The following is a 21,996-nucleotide window of genomic DNA, read 5'->3' on the forward strand; positions in this document are numbered from 1 at the left end:
GCCTCAATACCCGCGCGAAGTCGACCGGAGACGTACATGGCCAGGCAGGAAGGCGCCGCAGGCTTCACGCTGATCGAACTGATGGTGGTGGTGGCGATCGTCGCGATCCTCGCCGCCATCGCGTTGCCGGCGTACGGCAACTATGTGCTGCGCGGCAAGATCCGCGTCGCCCAGGCGGACCTGCTGGCGTTGTCGGCGAACGTCGAGAACCACCGCCAGCGCACCCTGCTGTATCCGGCCAGTGCGCTCGGCAGCACGGCGACGTTGCGCGCGACCTTCAATGGCTGGTCACCGGCGTCGAATGCCGGCGACTTCTCCTTCGCCTACGCGCCGCAGAACGGCTACACGCTGACCGCCACTGGCAGCGGTGGCCGGCTGACGGGATGCACGCTGCGGCTCACCGCAGGCAACACGCGCACAAGCGAAGGCTGCCCCGACGTCGGCGGCACATCGTGGTGAACCCGATGACGCACACGGCGGTCGTGGCCTGCGCATGCACGCCCACCAGGGGCCTGCGCGTTCGCCGATGCATGCGCGGCGTCACCCTGATCGAACTGGTGATCACCCTGGCGATCGCCGCGATGCTGATGCTGGTCGGCGTGCCTTTGACTGCCGGCTGGATCGACGGTTCGCGGCAGATGCATGTGCGGGCGCAGGCAACCGAGGCGGTGGCGCAGGCGCGCGCGCTGGCCTTGCGCAATCCCGGCGCACTGCCGGCGGGCACCACCGGCGGGGTGGCACGCCTGGAGCTGGTCGTGGACGACGACCGTCGCCGATTGCAGGTGCGGGTGCGCAATGCCGATGGCAGCTGGCGCACGGCGCCCGAATGGCAGGCGGAACTGCCGGCCCATCGCGACATGGCGCTGAAGAGCACCGGCATCGGCGGCTTCGCCGATCTGGCGAGCTTCCGCGCCGATGGCAACCTGTTTTCGTGCGTGGCTTTCGACAGCCACGGCCATCGCACCGATGCCCCCGGGTGCGCACTCGTCACCCAGGAACGCATCGCGATCGGGGCCGGCAACCAGGCGCTGGAATATGTCGAGCTGCTCTAGGCCCGTGCGCAGGCACCAGCGCGGCGACGTGCTGCTGGAAGCCCTGGTCGGGGTGCTGATCACCGCGCTGCTCGGCGCGTCGATGGCGCATGTGGCGGGACGCATCGCCGCCGGACAGCACGAGGCACGGATCGCCAATCTCTCCGTCGAACAGCTGCGCAACACCCTGCAGATGGAAGGTGTATCGCTGTGCGATGCCGGTGGTACCACCATCGTCGCGCCGTGGACGGTGCAGGGTGAGCAGCCGGTCGCGGTGCAGTGCGCGCCGGGCCCGACGGTGTCGCTGGCGTTTGGAAGCGGCGCCAACGCGGCCGTGACCACGCCGCGCGAAGTGGCACTGCGCGTGCCAGTGCGTGCGCTCGAGGGCACCACGTCACAGGTGCCCGACGCAGCACCGCTGGTGGTCGGCACCCGGCAGGTGGCGCGATGACCACGCGCGCGCCACGCGGCCCGCGCCGGCAGCGCGGCCAGAGCCTGATCAGCATGATGGTCGGCGTATTGATCTCGCTGCTGACGATCGCGGCGATGGTGTCGATCTACCGCGTACTGATCGACGTGTCGGGCAATGCATCGCGCAGTGCGCAACGCGATGGCCAACTCGCGTCCGCCCTGCTGACCGTGCAGATGGAGCTGCAGCGGGCCGGGTTCGGCATCGCACCCGGCGAGCCCGGCGTGCTGGCGATCGTCGATGGCGGGCGACAGATCGTCTGGCGCTACAGCCTGCACCCGGATCCCGGGCATGCCTGCGCCGGATTGCGCATCGCCACCGCTGCGAACGCACCGGGACTGCGGGTAACGCCTGCCGATGCGGGCGCCGACCGCCGCGGCCTGTACTGGTTGCCGGGCCGCAGCTGCAGCGCTGCGGATGATCCGGCACTCGCCTGGACCGCGGCCGGCCCGCTGGCACCGCGCCGGCTGGTCTCGGCCACCGGTTTCTTCGTGCCGCAGGCGGCGGACGGCACCGCGCTTGGCGACGAGGCTGGTGTGCATGCACTGGCCGGCGCGCACTTCGAACGCGACGGCGCCTGCAGCCTGCCGTATGCCCAGCAGGCGGACCTGCTGCCGGTGTCGCAGCGGGTGTCGCTGAAGGTCGGCAGTGACGTGGTGTTCTCCACCTGCCTCGCCAACCTGCGCGCAAGCGGCGGAGGCATGGGGTGAGTACGGTCCGCATCCACCGCCGCAGTGCCGCACACCGCGAACGCGGCGTGGCGACGATCCTCGTGCTGCTGCTGCTCGGCCTGGTGGTCGGCACCACCGTGTTCACCATGACCGGTTCGCTGCGCGGCACCCAGCAGCGCCAGCTCACCGTGCATGCCGCCACGGCAGCCCAGGGTGCGGCCTGGCGCGGCGTCGAGACCATCCGCACCGCGCTGCTGGAACTGCCGGAGGACCGTTACGAGCGCTGGGCCAATGGCGAAGGCTGGAACCGCCGCGATGCCTTGCCCGCGACGCCTGCCGCCGCTGCCGCGGCAGCGGCCTCCACAGAGCCGTACGCCTGCCAAGGCACGCCGGTGCGCGGGGAGATCGCCATCACCGGCGCCGACGCCATCGCGGTGCCGCGGGCGACGATCAGCGAGGTCTGCCGGCTGTCGGGCGCGTCCACCTACCGCGTCACTGCGCAGGTCACCGGTCGCGCGTCCGAAGGCACTTCCGCCACCACCTCCACGGTGGAAGCGGTGTACGTCGTGGCGCTGCCGGGAGCTGCGGCACCGCCTGGTGGAGGTGCCGCAACGCTGGGCGCGATCAACATCTATCGCGATCTCGACATTTCCGGCGGCATCGCCTTCACCGGCGAGAACGCCGTCATCAACGTCGATGGCAACGTGCGCCTCGACAATGCATCGATCACCGGCATCGACACGCTGCGCGCCACCGGCAACGTCACCATCGGCAGCGGCATCCGGGTGAACACCGTGGAGAGCGACGGCGACGTGGTGCTGCGCGGCAGTTCCGGCGTGTCGCAGGTGCGTGCGAAGGGGAATGTGCGCGTCGAAGGCGGTGCCAGGCCGATGTCGATCCGCAGCGACGGCAGCGTCACCTTCGCCGGCGGCAACGGCGACGTGGTGGAGGCGAAGGGCGACGTGCTGGTGACCGCGGGCGGCGTCAACATCAGCGCGATCAGCACCGAAGGCAGCGTGCGCTGGACCGGCAGTGGCGGCGGTGCCGGCTCGATCCGCGCCAACGTCGACATCGATTACGGCGGCGCCAACCGCAACCCGACCACCCTGGTGGCAGGCCGCAACATCAGCATCGTCGCCGGCGCGACGTCGGCCCACGCCGGTGGCCGCGTGCAGCTGTCCGGCTGGGGCCACACCGGCCAGGTGCGCGCTGGGGGCGACGTGGTGCTGCTGGGCAGCGCCTCGGCGGGCAGCATCACCAGCCGAGGCAATGTGCGGCTCGAAGGCAGCGGCGCGGCGGATGCGGTGTTCGCCAGCGGCTCGCTGTACGTGTCCGGCTGGCAGGGCGTTGGCACGGGCACCATCGGCGGCACGTTGCAGCGCGGGCAGACCGGCAACAACGGCATCCGCGTGACCGTGCAGCGCGGCTATCAGGCCGGCGTCCAAACGCCGGCTGCGGTTGCCGTCCCCCTGCTCGCCGCGATCGACATCCCGCGCGTGCGGGTCGATGCCTACCCGCTGCGCGAGGCCGCCAACTACCGCTTCGAAATCATCAACGGGCGCATCCAGGTCACCGTCGCCCATGTGCAGGGCATACCTGCTGGCACCTATGTGCTCGGCGAACGGATGGCCAACAACACCCGCCAGCCCGACTGGCTGTGCCGGCCGCAGGACATGTCCGGCACCCTGTGCACCCGGCCCGTCGCCACAATCTGCCAGGGCTTCTCGCCACAGAACAGCTGCTTCGCCCACGCCAATGGCAAATGGACCGTCAACGGCGGTTCGATGGCGCGTGGCATCGCCTGGTTCGACGGCAACCTGGAAGTCGCCAACGGCACCTACGTCAACACCTTCATCGCCACCGGCAACATCAGCACCGCGGGCGCGCACCGCACCATGGCGCCCAACTGGGCGGGTTACGCATCCACCTGCACCAATGCTTCCGTGACCGGGGGCGCCAACGCCAATTTCGCCCAGCTGATTCCCACCAACCTGTGCGATACCGCCAGCCGCACGCTGCTCGAAAGCACGCTCGCCAACGCCGCCTATATCGCCGGTGGCTACCGACCGAACGGCTCGTACGGCGGCGGCCTCATCGACCTTGGCGCGTCGACGGTGGCTTCAGGCAACGTGGTAGCCGGCGACAACCTCGCCACCGGCGGCAGCACGCGGATCGACGGCTCGATCATCGTCGCCGCGCAGTCGGGCGCCACCGGCCAGGCGCGGATCAGCGGCAGCACCACGATCAACCAGACCACCGGCGACATCGCCTTCGATCCCGATGCGCTGCCCTGCATCGGCAGTTCCTGCGGCGGTGCCGGCACTGCGCCGCCCACTGGGAGCCCGGAAGCAACCGTGCTGTGGACGCGCTACCGCTGACCGCTCAGGCGCCGTAGCCGTTGCTGATCGGATAGCGCCGCTCGCGCCCGAATGCACGGCGGGAGATCTTCGGGCCTGGCGCGGCCTGGTGGCGTTTCCACTCGCTGGTGCGCACCAGCCGCAGCACGCGATCGACCAGCGTGGTCTCGAACCCGGCGGCGACGATCTCGTCGCGCGACTGCTCGTAATCGACGTGACGCAGCAGGATGGCGTCGAGCACGTCGTAGGGCGGCAGCGAATCCTGGTCGGTCTGCCCGGCGCGCAACTCCGCCGACGGTGGGCGGCTGATCACCCCGCGCGGGATCGCCGGCGCACCGCCTACGGTATTGCGCCACTTCGCCAGGCCATAGACCTCGGTCTTGTACAGATCCTTGAGCGGCGCATAGCCGCCAGCCATGTCGCCGTAGATGGTGGCGTAGCCGACCGCGTATTCGCTCTTGTTGCCGGTGGTCAGCACCAGCCCGCCGAACCTGTTGGACAACGCCATCAGCATCGCGCCACGGATGCGCGACTGCAGGTTCTCCTCGGTGACGTCCGGCTCCTGGCCGGCGAAGGTCTCCGCCAGCGTGTCGAGATAGGCCTTGAACGGCGCCTCGATGGGCAGGCTCATCATGCGCACACCGAGCGCTTCGCACTGCTCGGCGGCGAGGTCGTTGCTCAAGCCCGCGGTGTAGCGCGAGGGCAACCGCACCGCGGTGACATGCTCGGCACCGATCGCATCGACCGCCATCGCCAGCACCACCGAGGAATCCAGTCCGCCGGACAGTCCGATCCACGCGTGCTCGAAGCCGTTCTTGCCGAAGTAGTCGCGGATGCCACGCGTCACCGCGCGCCACGCCAGCGCATCGATGCTCTCGTCGCCATCGTCCACCCACACCACCGGCGTGAACCGGCGCGTCGCCGCGTCGTAATCCACCACCAGCCACTGGTCGGCGAAGGCCACTGCCGCGGGATGGATCGAACCATCGCCGTCGGCGACCAGCGAGGCGCCGTCGAACACCAGTGCGTCCTGGCCGCCGACGACATTGACGTAGGCGATCGCCGCACCGGTGTCGGCGATGCGATCGGCCAGCATGCCGTCGCGCTCGGCGTGCTTGCCACGCTCATATGGCGAGGCATTGGGCACCAGCACCAGCTCGGCGCCCTCGCGCACGGTGTCGGCCATCGGCTCGGCGAACCACAGGTCCTCGCAGACCAGCAGGCCGAGTGGCACGCCCTTGACCTCGAACACGCACGAACCGCCGTCCGGATCGACATGGAAGTAGCGGCGCTCGTCGAACACGTTGTAGTTGGGCAGTTCGCGCTTGCGATAGGTCTGCTCCACGCGACCATCGCGCAGCACGCTGGCCGAGTTGTAGAGCACGCTGCCCACGGACTCCGGCCAGCCGACCACTGCGACGATGCCCTTCGTCTCCGTCGCCACGCGCTGCAGCGCACGCTCGCAGGCGGCCAGGAACGACGGCCGCATCAGCAGGTCCTCGGGCGGATAACCGCTGATCGCCAGCTCCGGGAATACCACCACGTCGGCGCCGAACTCGTCGCGCGCTTCCAGGATCATCTGGCTGATCCGCTCGGCATTGCGCTCGACCGCACCCACCGGGAAATCGAACTGCGCCATCGCGATGCGGAGAGTCGTGGACATGGGGACACCGGAACCTGGAAAGGCGACCATTATTCCAGACCGCAATGTACGGGCTGCATGCGTTGGATCAGGCGACCGACCTGCCGGGCAGCACGATCGTCGGCCAGATCGATGGCGGGAAGGGGCATCCCACATCGGTCTGCCGTGGTGCAGGACCCGGACCCTCGAAGGGCGCGCGATGCCGGACAGTCGGTCGCCGCTGTCTGGACCCTCTCCCGCGTGTGCGGAAGGCCGCTGTCTCTCCCGCCTGCCAGAGGCCGCTGTCTGGACCCTTCTCCCGCGTGCGGGAGAAGGTGCCCCGAAGGGGCGGATGAGGGTGTCTCAGGCCGGCTGGACCTTGCTCCACCGCGAAGCCACGGTCGCGCACGCGCAATCCGCTACGTCCAGCTCTGCCACGATCGCCTCCAGCACCTGCGGGGTTCGCACCAGCACATCGTGATTCCAGAACCGCAGCACCCGGTAACCGCGACGCTCGAGGAATTGGGTCCGCGCGGCGTCCACATCGCTGCCGTGCTGCGATCCATCGATCTCGACGATCAGGCGCGCTTCCGCACAGACAAAGCCGGCTACGAAAGGACCCACGGGACACTGGCGACGGAACTTCGCGCCCAGCATGGCCCGGTTACGCAGGTGGAACCACATCAGCCGCTCGGCGTCGGTCATCTCGCGGCGCAACTGGCGTGCGAACCCGTGTTTCGCGTTCTGGCGCATCCGTGCGCTCCGGCCCGGCGACGAACGCAATGTGCGACACCCGCCCTGCTGCGACCATCGGAAAAGTCCACGCGTTGCTGTCGGATGCTCCGCCTTTCCGCCCTCACCCCAACCCCTCTCCCGCAGGCGGGAGAGGGGGTTAGAGCGCGCGCAGCGCTCATCGAACGTGCGCCGGCCCTTGATGCCGACGCGCAAATATCCACGCTAATCCTCTCTCGCGCGCGGGGTGAGGCGGCGCGCTTGCGAGCAACGGGCTCGCGTGCCGGCGAAGGCCCGAGCGGCGACGTGAGGGCTGGGCGCGAGATGGCGCGTAGCGGCGGATGAGGGGCTCGTGATCTGCGTTATGCCGTAAGCCCAAACCCCTGCCCCTCTCCCGCTCGCGGGACAGGGGTAATTCCGCGCGCCTGGAACAACTCGAACCTGCAGCCGCGAAGCACGCGCCCCCTTCTCCCGCCCGCGGGAGAAGGTGCCCCGAAGGGGCGGATGAGGACTGCTTCAATGCACCGGAAACGCCCTCAGCCTCTGTCCGCTCGCCGGAGAGGGGTCACTCCGCGCGACTGCAACGGCGCGCACCTCTGCACAAAAAAGGCCGCCCGGAGGCGGCCTTTTTCGACAGGTGCCTTCCGCACCCGTGTGCGCAGTGTGCGCTCTTACTTCACCAGCTCGGCAATCGCCGCGCCGAGGTCGCCCGGCGAGCGCACGGTTTTGACGCCAGCGGCTTCCATCGCCGCGAACTTGCCTTCGGCCGTGCCCGAACCGCCCGAGGCGATCGCGCCGGCGTGGCCCATGCGCTTGCCCGGAGGGGCCGAGGCACCGGCGATGAAGCCGACGACCGGCTTCCTGACGTGCGCCTTGATGTACTCGGCGCCGGCTTCCTCGGCGTCGCCGCCGATCTCGCCGACCATGATGATGCCTTCGGTCTGCGGGTCCTCGTTGAACAGCTTCAGGCAGTCGACGAAGTTGAGGCCGTTGACCGGATCGCCACCGATGCCGATCACCGTGGACTGGCCGAGGCCGGCGGCGGTGGTCTGCTTGACGGCTTCATAGGTCAGCGTGCCCGAGCGCGACACGATGCCGATCTTGCCCGGCATGTGGATGTGGCCCGGCATGATGCCGATCTTGCACTCGCCGGGGGTGATCACGCCGGGGCAGTTGGGCCCGATCAGCACCACGTCGTCGTGCTGCTTGAGCACGTTGTCGACGCGCAGCATGTCGAGCACCGGGATGCCCTCGGTGATGCAGACGATGACCTTGATGCCGGAGGCCGCGGCTTCGAGGATCGCGTCAGCCGCGAACGGCGGCGGCACGTAGATCACCGACGCGTTCGCACCGGTGGCCTCGACGGCCTCGCGCACGGTGTTGAACACCGGCAGGTCGATGTGGGTGGTGCCGCCCTTGCCGGGGGTCACGCCGCCAACGACCTGGGTGCCGTATTCCACCATCTGGGTGGCGTGGAAGGTGCCCTGCTGGCCGGTGAAGCCCTGCACGATCACCTTGGTGTCTTTATTGATCAAAACGGACATGGAATCTTCCTGTTGGAGCCCCGTTCCCGCAGGCGGGAGAGGGGTTGGGGCGAGGGCTGCAGTCTTGGTGCGCCCTCATCCGCCTTCGGCACCTTCTCCCGCGGGCGGGAGAAGGGAGGAAACAACGGATCGCGGAATCAGGCAGCGGCGGCGACGGCCTTGCGCGCGCCGTCGTTGATGTCGTCGGCCGGGGTGATCGCCAGGCCGGATTCGGCCAGCAGCTTCTTGCCCGCTTCGACGTTGGTACCCTCGAGGCGAACGACCACCGGCACCTTGACGTCCACTTCCTTGACCGCGGCGATGATGCCCTCGGCGATCATGTCGCAGCGGACGATGCCGCCGAAGATGTTGACGAAGATCGCCTTCACCTTGTCGCTGGACAGGATCAGCTTGAACGCCTCGGTCACGCGCTCCTTGGTGGCGCCACCGCCGACGTCGAGGAAGTTGGCCGGCGAGCCGCCCTCGAGCTGGATCACGTCCATCGTCGCCATCGCCAGGCCGGCGCCGTTGACCATGCAGCCGATGTTGCCGTCCATGGTCACGTAGTTGAGGTCGTGCTCGCTGGCGCGCACCTCGGCCTCGTCTTCCTGCGTGGTGTCACGCATGGCGGCGAGGTCCTTGTGGCGGAAGGTGGCGTTGTCGTCGGAGTTGACCTTGCCGTCGAGCGCGTAGAGATCACCCGAATCAAGGATCGCCAGCGGATTGAGCTCGACCAGCGCCAGGTCCTTCTCGTTGAACAGCCGGTAGAGGCCGCCCATGATCTTCGCCAGCTGGTTGGCCTGCTTGGCGTTGAGGCCGAGCTTGAAGCCGATCTCGCGCGCCTGGTAGGGCTGCAGGCCTTCGACGAAGTCGACGTTGAGGGTCTGGATCTTCTCGGGGGTCTCGGCTGCGACCTGCTCGATGTCGACGCCGCCTTCGGACGAGGCGATGAAGGTGATCGAACGCGTGCCGCGGTCCACCAGCACCGACAGGTACAGTTCCTTGGCGATCTCGCCGGCCTCGGTCACCAGCACCAGGTTCACCGGCAGCGCGACGCCCGCGGACTGGTAGGTGGCCATGTTGGTGCCGAGCATGCCGGCCGCCGCGGCCTTCACGTCGTCGGTGGTCTTGCAGAACTTGACGCCGCCGGCCTTGCCGCGGCCGCCAGCGTGGATCTGCGCCTTCACCATCCAGGGCCCGTTGCCAAGCGCGTTGGCGGCCTCGACGGCTTCATCGGCGGTGGACGCGACGCGCCCGGCCGGCACGGGGATGCCGTAGTCGGCAAACAGCTGCTTGGCCTGATATTCGTGGAAATTCATGTGGAATCCTGCGTGGGGTGACGGACCGCGCACGACGGACTCGCTGGCCAGGGGCTGGCGACAGGGGCGCGGGCAGACCGCCATTCTCGCCCATGCTGCGCTGCGGGGCAAAAGTGAGGGTCCTGGATCGGCATGGTGAATCGCTTCGATCGGGGCCGGGTTCTTTCCGACCCCTCTCCCGCTTGCGGGAGAGGGTGCCCCGAAGGGGCGGGTGAGGGCAGTTGATGCGACCGCCCTCATCCGGCGCTGCGCGCCACCTGGACTCGCGACTTCCATGTCGCTCGCCCTGCGGGCGGCTTCGCCGTCCAGATCGGCGGTCCTGCCGATCTGTCTCCCGCCCGCGGGAGAAGGGTCAGAAGCCCCGGAGCTCCGCCTTGTGGTGCCCCTATACTCGCAACGAACCACGCCCGGGAAGGCGCTTCTGTTCCAGCTGCCCGCCAGCATCGTCTACACCGATCGCGTCCTGCGGCGCGAACTGCACCTGCTGGCGCTGTACCGGCTGCTCGAAGCCAGCCTGCTCTGCCTGCTGGTGTTCAGCCCGATCGGCCCGCTGATCGCCGAACCGCACGACCCGGCCCTGGCCGTCAGCGTCGCCCTGGCCGGCCTTCCCGCCGCGTTCGCACTATGGCTGTGGACGCGGCGACCAAACGCCCATCTGGGCGAACTCGCACTGATCGGCGCCGGCGTGGACATCGCGCTGGCACTGCTGATCACCCATGCGCTGCCGGCCGCCGGCCCCGGAGTCGCCCTGCTGCTGCTGACCAACATCGGCGGCGCCGCGCTGTTCCTCAAGCTGCGGGTGGCGCTTCTTGTGGCATTTGCCGCGGCTGCGGCGATGATCGGCGAATACCTGTGGTCGCAGCTGGAAGGCGGTTCCGCGCGGCCGCTGGCCGAAGCGCTGATGTTCGCCATCAGCTTCGTCGCCATCGCCGTGCTGACCAACCTGCTGGGCGAGCGCATGCGCGAAAGCCATGCGCTGGCCGAGCGCCACGGCGAACACGCGGCCAATCTCGCCGGCCTCAACGAACTGATCATCCGGCGCATGCGCACCGGCGTGCTGATCGTCGATGGCCGCGACCATATCCAGCTGGCCAACGAGGCGGCCACGTTGGTGCTCGGCGGTGATGACGAGGGCGCACTCGACGGCACCGCACTGACGGCGCCCGCACCCGAGCTGGCCGCACGCCTGGCGGGCTGGCGCCGCGACGGCCGCAACGATGAATCGCCGATCGTCTGCGGCCCGGAGCGCATCGAGGTGCAGCCGAGGTTCGCCCGGTTGCTGCCAGGCAGCGATTCCACGCTGGTGTTCCTCGACGACGCCTCGCTGGTATCCAGGCGCGCGGAGTCGTTGACGCTGTCGGCGATGGGCCGCTTCTCGGCCAGCCTGGCCCACGAGATCCGCAACCCGCTGGCGGCGATCAACTACGCCGCCCAGCTGCTTGAGGAATCGCCGCTTGATGAAGCCGATCGCCGCCTGCTGCAGATCATCACGCAGCAGTGCCAGCGCACCAACGGCATCGTCGAAAGCGTGCTCGGCCTGGCCCGGCGCGAGCGCGCGATGCCCGAGCGGCTCGAACTGGTGGCGACGGTGCGCCGTTTCATTGCCGATTTCCACCTCACCCTGGCACCCGAGAACGGCAGCCTGCAGCAGGCCGGCCGTGAGCGCCCGCTGGAGGCCGTGTTCGACCCGCGCCACCTGCAGCAGATCCTCACCGTGCTGGTGCAGAACGCGATCAACCACGGCCGACTGCCCGGCGAGATCGCGCGGGTGACGGTGGCGGTGGAGGTGCGCGAGGGACGGCCGGCAATCGAGGTTGCCGACCGCGGCCCGGGCATCCCGGACGCCGTGGCGGCGCAGATCGGTCGGCCGTTCTTCACCACGTCCGAATACGGCACCGGCCTGGGGCTCTATATCGCCCGCGAACTGGCCAAGGCCAATGGGGCCAGCCTCGATTACGTCCCGGTGCCCGGTGGCGGTGCCTGCTTCCGTCTGGTGCTGTCGGGACGGAACCCGCTGCTTTCGGCATAATTGGTCACCTATTGACCTGCGCGGGCAAATGCTTGCGCTGCCAAGGATGCAGGCGAGCCCGCATTCACACTTTTCTGCCGGCGGAAGCGACTCGGGACGCAACCCCCCTTGCGCCCCGCCCACGCGGCCAATGCGCGTCACGGCCCTGCCAACCCCACCCCCCCACCGCATGGATCGCGGCCAAGCAACCCCAACGAGGATCCCCGGTGACCACGACCAGCGAACAACGCTCCGTACTGATCGTCGACGACGAACACGACATCCGCGAGCTGCTGGTGCTGACGCTGGGGCGGATGGGCCTGCGCACCGATACCGCGCCCACCCTCACCGCCGCCCGCGAACTGCTGGGTAGCGGCAGCTACGAGCTGTGCCTGACAGACATGCGCCTGCCGGACGGCTCCGGCCTCGAGCTGGTGGCCGAGATCACCACCCGCTTCCCGCGCACCCCGGTCGCGGTGATCACTGCCTACGGCAACGTCGAGGCCGCGGTGGAAGCGCTGAAGGCGGGCGCGTTCGATTTCGTCAGCAAGCCGGTCGACATCCACATGCTGCGCGGGCTGGTGCGCCAGGCGCTGGACCTCAACACGCGCCCCGCCCCTTCGGCCAGCGAGGAACCCGCCGGGCGCCTGTTCGGCGAATCCGACGCCATGGTCGACCTGCGCCGCACGGTGGCCAAGGTCGCGCGCAGCCAGGCGCCGGTGCATATCAGTGGCGAATCCGGCACCGGCAAGGAGCTGGTTGCCCGCACCATCCACGGGCAGAGCGCACGGGCGGCGGGCCCGTTCGTGCCGGTCAACTGCGGCGCCATCCCCAACGAGCTGATGGAAAGCGAATTCTTCGGCCACAGGAAGGGCAGCTTCACCGGCGCCCACGCAGACAAGCCCGGCCTGTTCCAGACCGCCGACGGCGGCACCCTGTTCCTCGACGAGGTGGCCGAGCTGCCACTGTCGATGCAGGTCAAGCTGCTGCGCGCGATCCAGGAAAAGACCATCCGCCCGGTCGGCGCCTCGATCGAGGTGCCGGTGGACGTGCGCATCCTTTCGGCCACCCACAAGGACCTCGCCCAGCTGGTCGACCTCGGCAGCTTCCGCCACGACCTCTACTACCGCATCAATGTCATCGGCCTGCACGTGCCGCCGCTGCGCGAACGCACCGGCGACCTCAAGCTGTTGTCCACCGGCATCCTGCAACGCCTCGCCCAGGCCATGCGCCGCCCCACCCCTGTACTGGCCCCCGCCGCGCTCGCGGCGCTGGAGGAGTACCCCTTCCCCGGCAACGTGCGCGAACTGGAGAACATCCTCGAACGCGCCCTGGCACTGGCCGAGGGCGACCTCATCCAGCCCGACGACCTGCACCTGCCCCGCGGCCAGCGTCCCGGCGCCCACCTCGCCCTCGGCGCCGCGAACCGCGGTGACACCGCACCCGGCCAGTCACCCGGCGGCATGCACGCGGCATCCACGCCCGACCCGCGCACCCTCAGCCCCTACGACACCGCTTCCACCGCGCTGCCCTCGTACATCGAGGAAATCGAACGCGCTGCCATCCAGCAGGCCCTGCAGGAAAACCGCTACAACAAGACCAAGACCGCGGCGGCGCTGGGCATCACCTTCCGGGCGCTGCGGTACAAGCTGAAGAAATTGGGGATTGATTGATCCCAAGATCGGTTGAGCCGGGCCTATTGCTCCGAGGGGTTCTTCCGCGCGCAACTCCCGCACCGAGGGCCTGGCGCCCACCCTTCTCCCCCACGCGGGAGAAGGTGCCCCAAAGGGGCGGATGAGGGCGCTTGTGAAAACTTTTCTTCGGCCCAAGAGAGGGTGGCGCGCAGCGCCAGCCAGCCATGAAACCCGCCGCCGCCCTGGTCACCCTCGCCACATCCGCGGCTATCTCGCACTGATGCAGGTGGAGCCGCGCTACAGCCTGCTCCAACCCCGCGGCGGCCTGCTCACCCTTTCAATCTCCTTCGTCATCGCGTGGGCCGGCATCCTCGCCGCCAGCCGCGACGACCTGCCGTTGGACAGACGCTTCCAGTACGCCATCGCCGCGTGGATCTGGCTCCTGGTGCAGACCTTCGGCATCGGCTACCTCTACTGGAATGCCGTATCGGCCTGAGCACGCCCGGCTCGCACACCCCTGGCCGAACCCTCAGCGTCACTTCCAACCAGAAATGTGACGCAACGGGTCATCCGGACCCTCTTCTAACATCCCGATCTGTGACCCCACCCGGCAAAACCTGCCGCTCGGGGAATCCCCCACAGGGTTGGCACGCCTGTTGCGTAGATCATGAGGCACGTGCGGGACGTCGCACGGCTGCCAACGGACCCGGCACCCGCCGACCACCGGCACGTGAGTTCAAATCACTCCTAGGGGATACACATGAAGAAGATGCAGAAGGGCTTCACGCTGATCGAACTGATGATCGTCGTCGCGATCATCGCCATCTTGGCCGCTATCGCGCTGCCGGCTTATCAGGACTACACCATCCGCGCTAAGGTCAGTGAAGGCATCGTTGCGGCAGCACCGGCAAAGCTCGCGGTTGCTGAGACCGCTCAGTCAAGGGGCATCCTTGCGACGGCCGTTACGGATAATGCGCTCGCCGGCATCACGTCGCAGCAGACGACGAACGTTGCTTCGGTGACGGTAGCGAACGGTGTGATCACGGTTGTGACGCGGGCCACGGGCGCGACGGTTGAGCCCACCCTCGTCTTCACGCCCACCCAGGCCGATCTCAACGCGCCGATTACCTGGGTCTGCACCCACAGCACGGGCGAGGCGAAGCACGTGCCTGCGTCCTGCCGTAGCTCCTCCGCAGCTCCCGCAGGCCCGTAATTACGCAACCCTGCTATCCGACCCCGGCCTTGCGCCGGGGTTTTTTTTGAGAGGAAGACCAATGTCCGCGACCCACATTCCCGACATCGGTGATCGAACTACCTCGCGCCTTCGCCAACGATATCTATTTGGTCCCACCATAGATCTTCTATTGCTCGGGGGTGGATCGTTAATCGCGCTATTGCTACTCCGCCTATTCCTCGGTGGCGACGAGAGTGCCCAGACATTGTCTCTAGGCGCAACACTCGCATTGGCCAACCTGATCAACCACCCGCACTTCGCGCACTCTTACCAGATCTTTTATAGCGGGATAAGAACGAAGTTGCGCTCTGACCAATATCCTTCTGACTTACGTCGCCAGTATCTATTTGTTGGCTTCGTGGCGCCGATGGTCATCGGGGGATATCTGGCTTGGACAGTAATCTTCGCTGCCCCACGAATGCTCGGGCTTGCTGCGAATGCGATGTTTTTTCTTGTCGGCTGGCACTATGTTAAGCAGGGATATGGCATGGCCATGGTTGATGCCGTGCTTAAGCGCGCCTTCTATACAGAGCATGAAAAGCGATGGCTTCTCGCCAATGCATATGCTACCTGGATTCTCTCGTGGCTTCTCATAAATTATCTTATTGGGAAATCCACTAAGGCTTACTTCGGCATCGAATACTTTGCGATTCCAGTACCCATTGAGGTCGTCATAGCCGCAGGCGCCGCCGCGGGCTTTACCGCGATCACCATCGGTCAATTACTTCTACGCAGCAAGCACCCTATCGCCTGGAACGGGCTGATAGCGTATTTCACGACTATTTACGCTTGGCTGCTGATCCGAGACCCCATTGTCATCCTTTGGGTCCCGCTCTTTCATTCACTTCAGTATCTCGCCGTTGTTTGGCGCTTTCAGTGGAACAAGTCGAGAGCTTCTCGGGTTACGGTACTTGGCAGTGATCTTGGATATGGCGTTCGCATGTTTGGATTTATCGTGGGAGGGAGCATCCTGGGATATGCAGGCTTCTGGGTTTTGCCCAGCTGGCTAAACGCAGTGGTGCCATATAACCGCGACTTGTTTGGCCCAAGCCTGTTCTTTTTCCTAGTATGGGTATTCATCAACATTCACCATTACCTACTTGACACCGTGATGTGGCGCAAAGGCAATCCGGACGTGGCAAAACACCTATTCAGCTAGATTATGCTCAAGTCATACCGGTGGATCTGGGAGGAGGCCGACGTGCAGGTGGGCGCGCCTACCGCGGTCACCTCACCGCGCAGGTCGACCCGCGCGATCTGGGGGTGAGAAAATGTGCGAACACCGCTCGTCGTGCGGGTTGCGCAACAGATCCTAGAGCACCCATCATCTACAAAAACGAGACTTGCGTCATGGCCGTTTCAATGGCGAAACAGATTTGGGCTTTTTTGGAAACGCTAACTCCCTCCCTACGGAGTCCCCCGGGAAGCACCTGACATGCCACAACGCAGTCTTTACATTAGTCAACGTCCCTGACTCCGCCAAGTCTTTGCGCTAGAGTCGCGATACTCTGACTGGAATACGTGTATGAGCGCAGTCGCAACCACCAACCTTGTCGGCATCACCGGCATCGCGCGCCGCCTGGTGATGGATGGAGCGCTGGACGAAAGCACTGCACGCGAAGCGTTAGACAAGGCTTCCGCCGAGCGCAAGCACGTCAGCACTTGGCTGCGCGAGCACCGCAGGATCACCGGCGCCCAATTGGCCGCAGCAAACTCGATCGAGTTTGGCATGCCGCTGTTCGACCCCGGTGCGATGAGCCCGGGAAAGCGCGGTGAAGCTGGTCAAGGACGAGCTGTTGCGCAAGCACTGCGTGCTGCCGCTGTTCAAGCGTGGTGCCAAGTTGTTCGTGGGCACTGCGGACCCGACGGATACCCGGGCCCTGGACGAGATCAAGTTCCACACCAACCTGGTGGTGGAACCGATCCTGGTCGACGAGGAGGTGCTACGGCGCACCGTCGACCTGTGGCTTGAGGCCAACGACAGCTTTCGGCGACGCGCTCGAAGATGCGGAAGGACTCGAAAGCCTGGACGTGGGCGGCGACGAGGACGGGCGCCCCGACACCGTCGCTGACGGCAAGGACGACACGCCGATTGTCAAGTTTGTCAACAAAGTGCTGGTGGATGCCATCCGCAAGGGCGCCTCCGACATCCATTTCGAGCCTTATGAGGACGACTACCGGGTGCGCTTGCGCATCGACGGCATCCTGAAACAGGCCGCCAAAATGCCAGTCAAACTCAATGGCCGCATCACCGCGCGCCTGAAGGTAATGGCGCAGCTGGACATCGCCGAGAAGCGTGTTCCACAGGATGGACGCATCAAGCTCAACCTGTCCAAGACCAAGCAGATCGACTTCCGCGTCAGCACCTTGCCGACGCTGTTTGGCGAAAAGGTGGTGCTGCGTATCCTCGATGGCAGCGCGGCGAAGCTCGGCATCGAGAAGCTGGGCTATGAGGCCGATCAGCAGAAACTGTTCATGGATGCCGTCCACAAGCCGTACGGCATGGTGCTGGTGACTGGCCCCACGGGTTCGGGCAAAACCGTGTCGCTGTACACAGCGCTGGGCATTCTCAACGACGAGCAGCGCAACATCTCGACCGTCGAGGATCCGGTGGAAATCCGCCTGCCGGGCGTGAACCAGGTGCAGCAGAACGTCAAGCGTGGCATGACCTTTGCCGCCGCACTGCGTTCGTTCCTGCGACAGGATCCGGACATCATCATGGTCGGCGAAATCCGTGACCTGGAAACCGCGGAGATCGCGGTCAAGGCGGCGCAGACCGGTCATATGGTGCTGTCGACGCTGCACACCAACGACGCCCCGCAAACGATTGCGCGCCTGATGAACATGGGCATCGCGCCGTACAACATCACCTCTTCGGTAACGCTGGTGATTGCGCAGCGCCTGGCACGGCGGCTGTGCGACAAGTGCAAGAAGCCGTTGGACCTGCCGGAGAACGCGTTGCTGGCGGAGGGATTCACGGCGGACGAAGTGCATGCCGGGCTCAAGCTGTTCGATGCCGTGGGCTGCGACGACTGCACCAACGGCTACAAGGGCCGGACCGGCATCTATCAGGTGATGCCGATGAGCGAACAGATCCAGGAGATCGTGCTGGCGGGCGGGAACGCGTTGGAGATCGCCGAAGCGTCGCGGCGTTCCGGGGTGCGGGATCTGCGGCAGTCGGCGCTGTGGAAGGTGAAGCAGGGGGTGACCAGCCTGGCGGAGATCAATCGGGTGACGAAGGATTGAGCAAGGAGCGCCCTCGCCACACCCCTGCGGGACACTACGCTCCGCGCCCCCGGCCCTCGCGTTACCGCTCTGGCGTTCGTCGGCACGTGAGCCAGTGGCTCGCCGACGTGCCGTCTCACCCCGCCTTGCGGAAGAGGGGTAAAGCGCGGGAATGGCCCACAGTGATGCAAAAGCTGCTGGGCGTCACAGTGGGAAATTCCGCACGGGGCCGCGACGCGCTACCATGCAGGCGTTACCCGGCCCGGGGAGGCCGGTCAAGGGGATGAACCGATGTCCGTGACGCGATCCGCCGCCAAGTCCGCGGCCCGCAAGCCTGTGTCACCCGGCCGCCAGGGCGTGACCCTGGAGACGTTTGTCTGGGAGGGCACCGACAAGCGCGGCAAGAAGATGAAGGGCGAGCAGGCAGCGCGCAATGCCAGCCTGCTGAAGGCGGAACTGCGCAGGCAGGGCATCAGCCCCGGGGTGGTCAAGCCGAAGAAGAAGCCGCTGTTCGGCGGCGCCGGCAAGAACATCACGCCGAAGGACATCGCGGTCTTCAGCCGCCAGATCGCTACGATGATCAAGTCCGGCGTGCCGATCGTGCAGGCCCTGGAAATCATCGGCAGCGGGCACAAGAACCCGAAGATGGCCGACATGATCAACGCCATCCGGGTGGACCTCGAGAACGGCACGCCGTTCGCCGAAGCGCTGGGCAAGTACCCGGTGCAGTTCGACGAACTGACGCGCAACCTGGTCAAGGTGGGCGAGTCCGCCGGTGTACTGGAAACGGTCCTGGACAGCATTGCCACCTACAAGGAGAACATCGAAACCCTCAAGGGCAAGATCAAGAAGGCGCTGTTCTATCCGGCGACGGTCATCGCCGTGGCCCTAATCGTCAGCGCGATCCTGCTGATCTTCGTGGTGCCGCAGTTCGAATCGGTGTTCGCCAACTTCGGCGCGGAATTGCCGGCGTTTACCCAGATGATCGTGGCCGCCAGCCGCTTCATGGTGGCGTACTGGTGGATGATTTTGGCGATCGTGGTCGCCGCGATTGTCAGCTTTGTCTATTCCTACAAGCGGTCGACCGCGTTGCAGCACACCGTCGACCGCTGGATGCTGAAGATCCCGGTGATCGGCCAGATCCTGCACAACTCGGCGATCGCGCGTTTCAGCCGCACGCTGGCGACGACCTTCAAGGCCGGCGTGCCGCTGGTGGAAGCGCTGGAGTCCGTGGCCGGCGCCACCGGCAGCACCGTCTACGAGAAGGCCACCTGGCTGATCCGCGACGACGTCTCCGTCGGCTACCCGATGAACCTGGCGATGAAGCAGGTCAACCTGTTTCCGCACATGGTGGTGCAGATGACCGCGATCGGCGAGGAGGCGGGTGCGCTCGACACCATGCTGTTCAAGGTGGCGGACTTCTACGAGGAAGAAGTCAACAACGCGGTCGATGCGCTGTCGAGCCTGATCGAGCCGATGATCATGATCTTCATCGGCGTGGTCGTCGGCGGCATGGTCATCGGCATGTACCTGCCGATCTTCAAGCTGGCGGCCGTGGTCTGATCCGCAGCCGCTAGTCAGCTCCTCTAGAATCCCGCGCATGGCATTTCTCGATCAGCACCCCGAACTGGGGTATCCGGCTGCGGCTGCGCTCGGGCTCATGCTCGGCAGCTTCCTGAATGTGGTGATCCTGCGGCTTCCGCGGCGGCTGGAATGGGAGTGGAAGCGCGACGCGCGCGAGGTGCTGGAGGCGCCGGAAATCTACGATCCGCCGCCGCCCGGCATCGTGGTGGAGCGTTCGCACTGCCCGCACTGCGGCCACCAGCTGAGCTGGTACGAGAACATCCCGGTCTTCAGCTGGCTGGCGCTGCGCGGCAAGTGCCGCTCGTGCAAGGCGCCGATCTCGATCCAGTACCCGCTGGTCGAGCTGCTGACGATGCTGCTGGTGCTGGCCTGCGTGTGGAACTTCGGCTTCGGCTGGCAGGGCTTCGGCGCGATCGTGCTGACCTGTTTCCTCGTCGCGCTGTCGGGCATCGACCTGCGCACGCAATTGCTGCCGGACCAGTTGACGCTGCCATTGATGTGGCTGGGGTTGATTGCCGCTGCCGACAACCTCTACATGCCGGCGAAGCCCGCGCTGCTGGGCGCGATCGCGGGATATGTGAGCCTGTGGTCGGTGTGGTGGGTGTTCAAGCAGCTCACCGGCAAGGAAGGCATGGGCCACGGCGACTTCAAGCTGCTGGCGGCGCTGGGCGCGTGGTGTGGATTGATGGGCATCCTGCCGATCATCCTGCTGTCGGCGGTGGCCGGTGCGATCATCGGCTCGATCTGGCTGGCGTCGCAGGGTCGCGACCGCGCGACGCCGATTCCGTTCGGGCCCTATCTGGCAATTGCCGGCTGGATCGTCTTCATGTGGGGCGACCAGTTGATAGGCGCATATATGCGCTACGCGGGGCTGGGGGCCTGAAGAGCCCTCATCCGGCGCTTCGCGCCACCTGCACTCGCGCCATCCATGGCGCTCGCCCTACGGGCGGCTTCGCCGTGCAACGCGGCGCTCCTGCCGCGTTGTCTCCCGCGTGCGGGAGAAGGGTCCGAAAGAGCCGGAAAGGGTCGCCACCTCAACCACCTGGGAACGCCGCTACTACGCCGCCTGTTGCGGCGCGTCGGTGGACGGGTGCTCGGCGATCATCAGCGTGACGCGCAGCTGGAAAGCGGCGCGTTCCGCGGCGTTCATGGGCTGGGCTTCGATCGGTCGCAGCTCGCGGTGGAACCAGTTCCAGAAGTCGTCATCGACGCGATAACGCTCCCGGGCATCGGCGAGGCGGCTTTCCAGGCAACGCAGGCGTTCGTCGATCTCGCAGGAAAGCGTGCCCGCGTGGACTGCGCGCACGTGCATGGGCGTCATCGGCGCGTCCTGGTTGATGGATGCTTCGTCTGCCACGGAGTGCTCCTTCTGCCTGTGGCGCGACGCTAGGACTGCGCTCGTCACGACGGCGACAAGAAATCCACTATTCACCCGGCCCGCATGGCCGCGTACCTAGCTTGGGCCTCCACGGCGCATGGCGGCCCTGCCCCCGCGCCTACCGGAGACCCCCAATGCCCGCCCGCAAGACGCTCAGGCTCGCGACCTTCAACGTCAACGGCATCGGCACCCGCCTGCCGCACCTGCTGGCGTGGCTGGAGCGCGAGCAGCCCGACATCGTCGCCCTGCAGGAGCTGAAGGCGCTCGACGAGGCCTTTCCGGTCGGCGCACTCGAAGAGGCGGGCTATGGCGCGATCTGGCAGGGCCAGCGTTCCTGGAATGGCGTGGCGCTGCTGGCGCGCGGCAGCGTGCCGGTGGAGAGCCGCCGCGGCCTGCCCGGCGACGGCGAGGACACCCAGAGCCGCTATCTGGAGGCCGCGGTGCACGGCATCGTCGTCGCCTGCCTGTACCTGCCCAACGGCAACCCGCAGCCGGGGCCGAAGTTCGACTACAAGCTCGCGTGGATGGAACGCCTGATCACGCACACGCGCGGGCTGGTCGACCTGCCGCACCCGGTGGCGCTGATCGGTGACTTCAACGTCATCCCCACCGACGCCGACGTCTACGACCCCAAGTCCTGGCGCAAGGACGCGCTGCTGCAGCCGGAAGTGCGCGAGGCATTCGAGCGGCTGCTGGCGCAGGGTTGGACGGACGCGCTGCGCAAGCTGCATCCGGACGAAACCATCTACACGTTCTGGGACTATTTCCGCCAGCACTTCCAGCGTGATCGCGGCCTGCGCATCGACCATCTGCTGCTCAACCCGCCACTGGCCAAACGCCTCAGAGCGGCCGGCGTCGACCGCTGGGTGCGCGCGCTGGAAAAGCCCAGCGACCACGCGCCGACCTGGATCGAGGTGACCGCGCCCGCCGCGCCACGCAAGCGCGCAAAGGCCGACTGAGCGGCACGCCCGGTTCACGGCGGCACCACGGAGGCCGTCGCACGGTGTGGCCACCCTCACCCGGAGACATCCCATGGCCGACGACAAGAAGCAGACCGGAAGCCCGGACCGCGACCGCATCAACATGAGCGAGGACTACGAGGTCCAGTACTGGACCAAGGCGCTCGGCGTGAGCCGCGAACAGCTGCAGGAAGCCGTCGATGCGGCAGGCCCCACCGCCGATGCGGTGCGCCGCCATCTCGGCCAGTAAG

Annotated in this window: 19 protein-coding genes and 1 pseudogene; 15 read left to right on the forward strand and 5 right to left on the reverse strand. The window is 66.7% G+C overall.

Annotated elements, in window-relative coordinates; all coding sequences use genetic code 11:
* Window positions 1–36 precede the first annotated feature (36 nt).
* The 5 genes from E5843_RS14430 to E5843_RS11860 all read left to right on the forward strand — a co-directional run bounded on the left by E5843_RS14430 (window position 37) and on the right by E5843_RS11860 (window position 4,549).
* Window positions 37–459, forward strand: coding sequence for a type IV pilin protein (locus E5843_RS14430; protein WP_134674128.1), 423 nt, complete (start codon window positions 37–39; stop codon window positions 457–459).
* Window positions 460–530: 71 nt separating this feature from the next.
* Window positions 531–1,052: a type II secretion system protein gene (locus E5843_RS11845; RefSeq protein ID WP_166432748.1), complete on the forward strand. Its 522-nt coding sequence runs from the start codon at window positions 531–533 to the stop codon at window positions 1,050–1,052.
* A 4-nt stretch (window positions 1,053–1,056) separates the two neighbouring features.
* Window positions 1,057–1,482, forward strand: a complete 426-nt coding sequence (locus E5843_RS11850; protein ID WP_136412739.1) for a hypothetical protein — start codon at window positions 1,057–1,059, stop codon at window positions 1,480–1,482.
* The gene (locus E5843_RS11855) at window positions 1,479–2,210 is read left to right on the forward strand and encodes a PilW family protein (protein ID WP_141066021.1); all 732 of its coding nucleotides are present in this window, start codon (window positions 1,479–1,481) and stop codon (window positions 2,208–2,210) included. The genes E5843_RS11850 and E5843_RS11855 overlap by 4 nt, the downstream gene beginning before the upstream one ends.
* Window positions 2,207–4,549 carry a DUF342 domain-containing protein gene (locus tag E5843_RS11860; protein WP_136412741.1) on the forward strand — a complete coding sequence of 781 codons (2,343 nt, stop codon included), beginning with the start codon at window positions 2,207–2,209 and terminating at the stop codon, window positions 4,547–4,549. The genes E5843_RS11855 and E5843_RS11860 overlap by 4 nt, the downstream gene beginning before the upstream one ends.
* A 4-nt stretch (window positions 4,550–4,553) precedes the next feature.
* On the opposite strand, the gene E5843_RS11865 is transcribed toward E5843_RS11860, so the two are convergent.
* From E5843_RS11865 to sucC, 4 genes are all read right to left on the reverse strand, one after another.
* Window positions 4,554–6,191: an NAD+ synthase gene (locus tag E5843_RS11865; RefSeq protein WP_136412742.1), complete on the reverse strand. Its 1,638-nt coding sequence runs from the start codon at window positions 6,189–6,191 to the stop codon at window positions 4,554–4,556.
* A gap of 321 nt (window positions 6,192–6,512) precedes the next feature.
* Window positions 6,513–6,902: an endonuclease domain-containing protein gene (locus E5843_RS11870; protein ID WP_136412743.1), complete on the reverse strand. Its 390-nt coding sequence runs from the start codon at window positions 6,900–6,902 to the stop codon at window positions 6,513–6,515.
* Between the two features lie 650 nt (window positions 6,903–7,552).
* Window positions 7,553–8,425, reverse strand: coding sequence for a succinate--CoA ligase subunit alpha (sucD, locus tag E5843_RS11875; protein ID WP_134674135.1), 873 nt, complete (start codon window positions 8,423–8,425; stop codon window positions 7,553–7,555).
* Window positions 8,426–8,562: 137 nt separating this feature from the next.
* Window positions 8,563–9,723 carry an ADP-forming succinate--CoA ligase subunit beta gene (gene sucC / locus E5843_RS11880; RefSeq protein ID WP_134674136.1) on the reverse strand — a complete coding sequence of 387 codons (1,161 nt, stop codon included), beginning with the start codon at window positions 9,721–9,723 and terminating at the stop codon, window positions 8,563–8,565.
* Window positions 9,724–10,153: 430 nt separating this feature from the next.
* Here sucC and E5843_RS11885 point away from each other — a divergent pair, with 430 nt between their 5' ends.
* The 8 genes and pseudogenes from E5843_RS11885 (at window position 10,154) to E5843_RS11920 (ending at window position 20,291) form a co-directional block, all read left to right on the forward strand.
* Window positions 10,154–11,752, forward strand: a complete 1,599-nt coding sequence (locus E5843_RS11885) for a sensor histidine kinase (protein ID WP_425480747.1) — start codon at window positions 10,154–10,156, stop codon at window positions 11,750–11,752.
* Window positions 11,753–11,958: 206 nt separating this feature from the next.
* A complete protein-coding gene (locus E5843_RS11890) occupies window positions 11,959–13,404 on the forward strand; it encodes a sigma-54-dependent transcriptional regulator (protein WP_141066022.1) in 1,446 nt (481 codons plus the stop codon).
* 241 nt (window positions 13,405–13,645) lie between these two features.
* A complete protein-coding gene (locus tag E5843_RS11895; RefSeq protein WP_141066023.1) occupies window positions 13,646–13,861 on the forward strand; it encodes a hypothetical protein in 216 nt (71 codons plus the stop codon).
* Between the two features lie 264 nt (window positions 13,862–14,125).
* A complete protein-coding gene (locus E5843_RS11900; protein WP_141066024.1) occupies window positions 14,126–14,578 on the forward strand; it encodes a pilin in 453 nt (150 codons plus the stop codon).
* A gap of 61 nt (window positions 14,579–14,639) precedes the next feature.
* On the forward strand, window positions 14,640–15,758 hold the full coding sequence (locus E5843_RS11905) for a hypothetical protein (protein WP_141066025.1): 1,119 nt from the start codon (window positions 14,640–14,642) through the stop codon (window positions 15,756–15,758).
* Between the two features lie 366 nt (window positions 15,759–16,124).
* A pseudogene (gene pilB, locus E5843_RS11910) lies at window positions 16,125–17,845 on the forward strand (type IV-A pilus assembly ATPase PilB).
* A gap of 270 nt (window positions 17,846–18,115) precedes the next feature.
* Entirely contained in the window at window positions 18,116–19,387 is a 1,272-nt protein-coding gene (locus E5843_RS11915) for a type II secretion system F family protein (RefSeq protein WP_136412748.1), read from the forward strand.
* Window positions 19,388–19,424: 37 nt separating this feature from the next.
* On the forward strand, window positions 19,425–20,291 hold the full coding sequence (locus tag E5843_RS11920) for a prepilin peptidase (RefSeq protein ID WP_136412749.1): 867 nt from the start codon (window positions 19,425–19,427) through the stop codon (window positions 20,289–20,291).
* A gap of 174 nt (window positions 20,292–20,465) precedes the next feature.
* On the opposite strand, the gene E5843_RS11925 is transcribed toward E5843_RS11920, so the two are convergent.
* Complete coding sequence (locus E5843_RS11925; protein ID WP_136412750.1) at window positions 20,466–20,765, reverse strand: hypothetical protein; 300 nt, start codon at window positions 20,763–20,765, stop codon at window positions 20,466–20,468.
* Between the two features lie 155 nt (window positions 20,766–20,920).
* On the opposite strand from E5843_RS11925, the gene xth reads away from it, so the two are divergent.
* Both xth and E5843_RS11935 read left to right on the forward strand, forming a co-directional pair.
* Entirely contained in the window at window positions 20,921–21,745 is an 825-nt protein-coding gene (xth, locus tag E5843_RS11930) for an exodeoxyribonuclease III (RefSeq protein WP_134674144.1), read from the forward strand.
* Between the two features lie 73 nt (window positions 21,746–21,818).
* The gene (locus tag E5843_RS11935; protein WP_136412752.1) at window positions 21,819–21,995 is read left to right on the forward strand and encodes a DUF3606 domain-containing protein; all 177 of its coding nucleotides are present in this window, start codon (window positions 21,819–21,821) and stop codon (window positions 21,993–21,995) included.
* Window position 21,996: the final 1 nt, after the last annotated feature.

This window comes from Luteimonas yindakuii (genome assembly GCF_004803715.2).
Taxonomy (GTDB): Bacteria; Pseudomonadota; Gammaproteobacteria; order Xanthomonadales; family Xanthomonadaceae; genus Luteimonas; species Luteimonas yindakuii.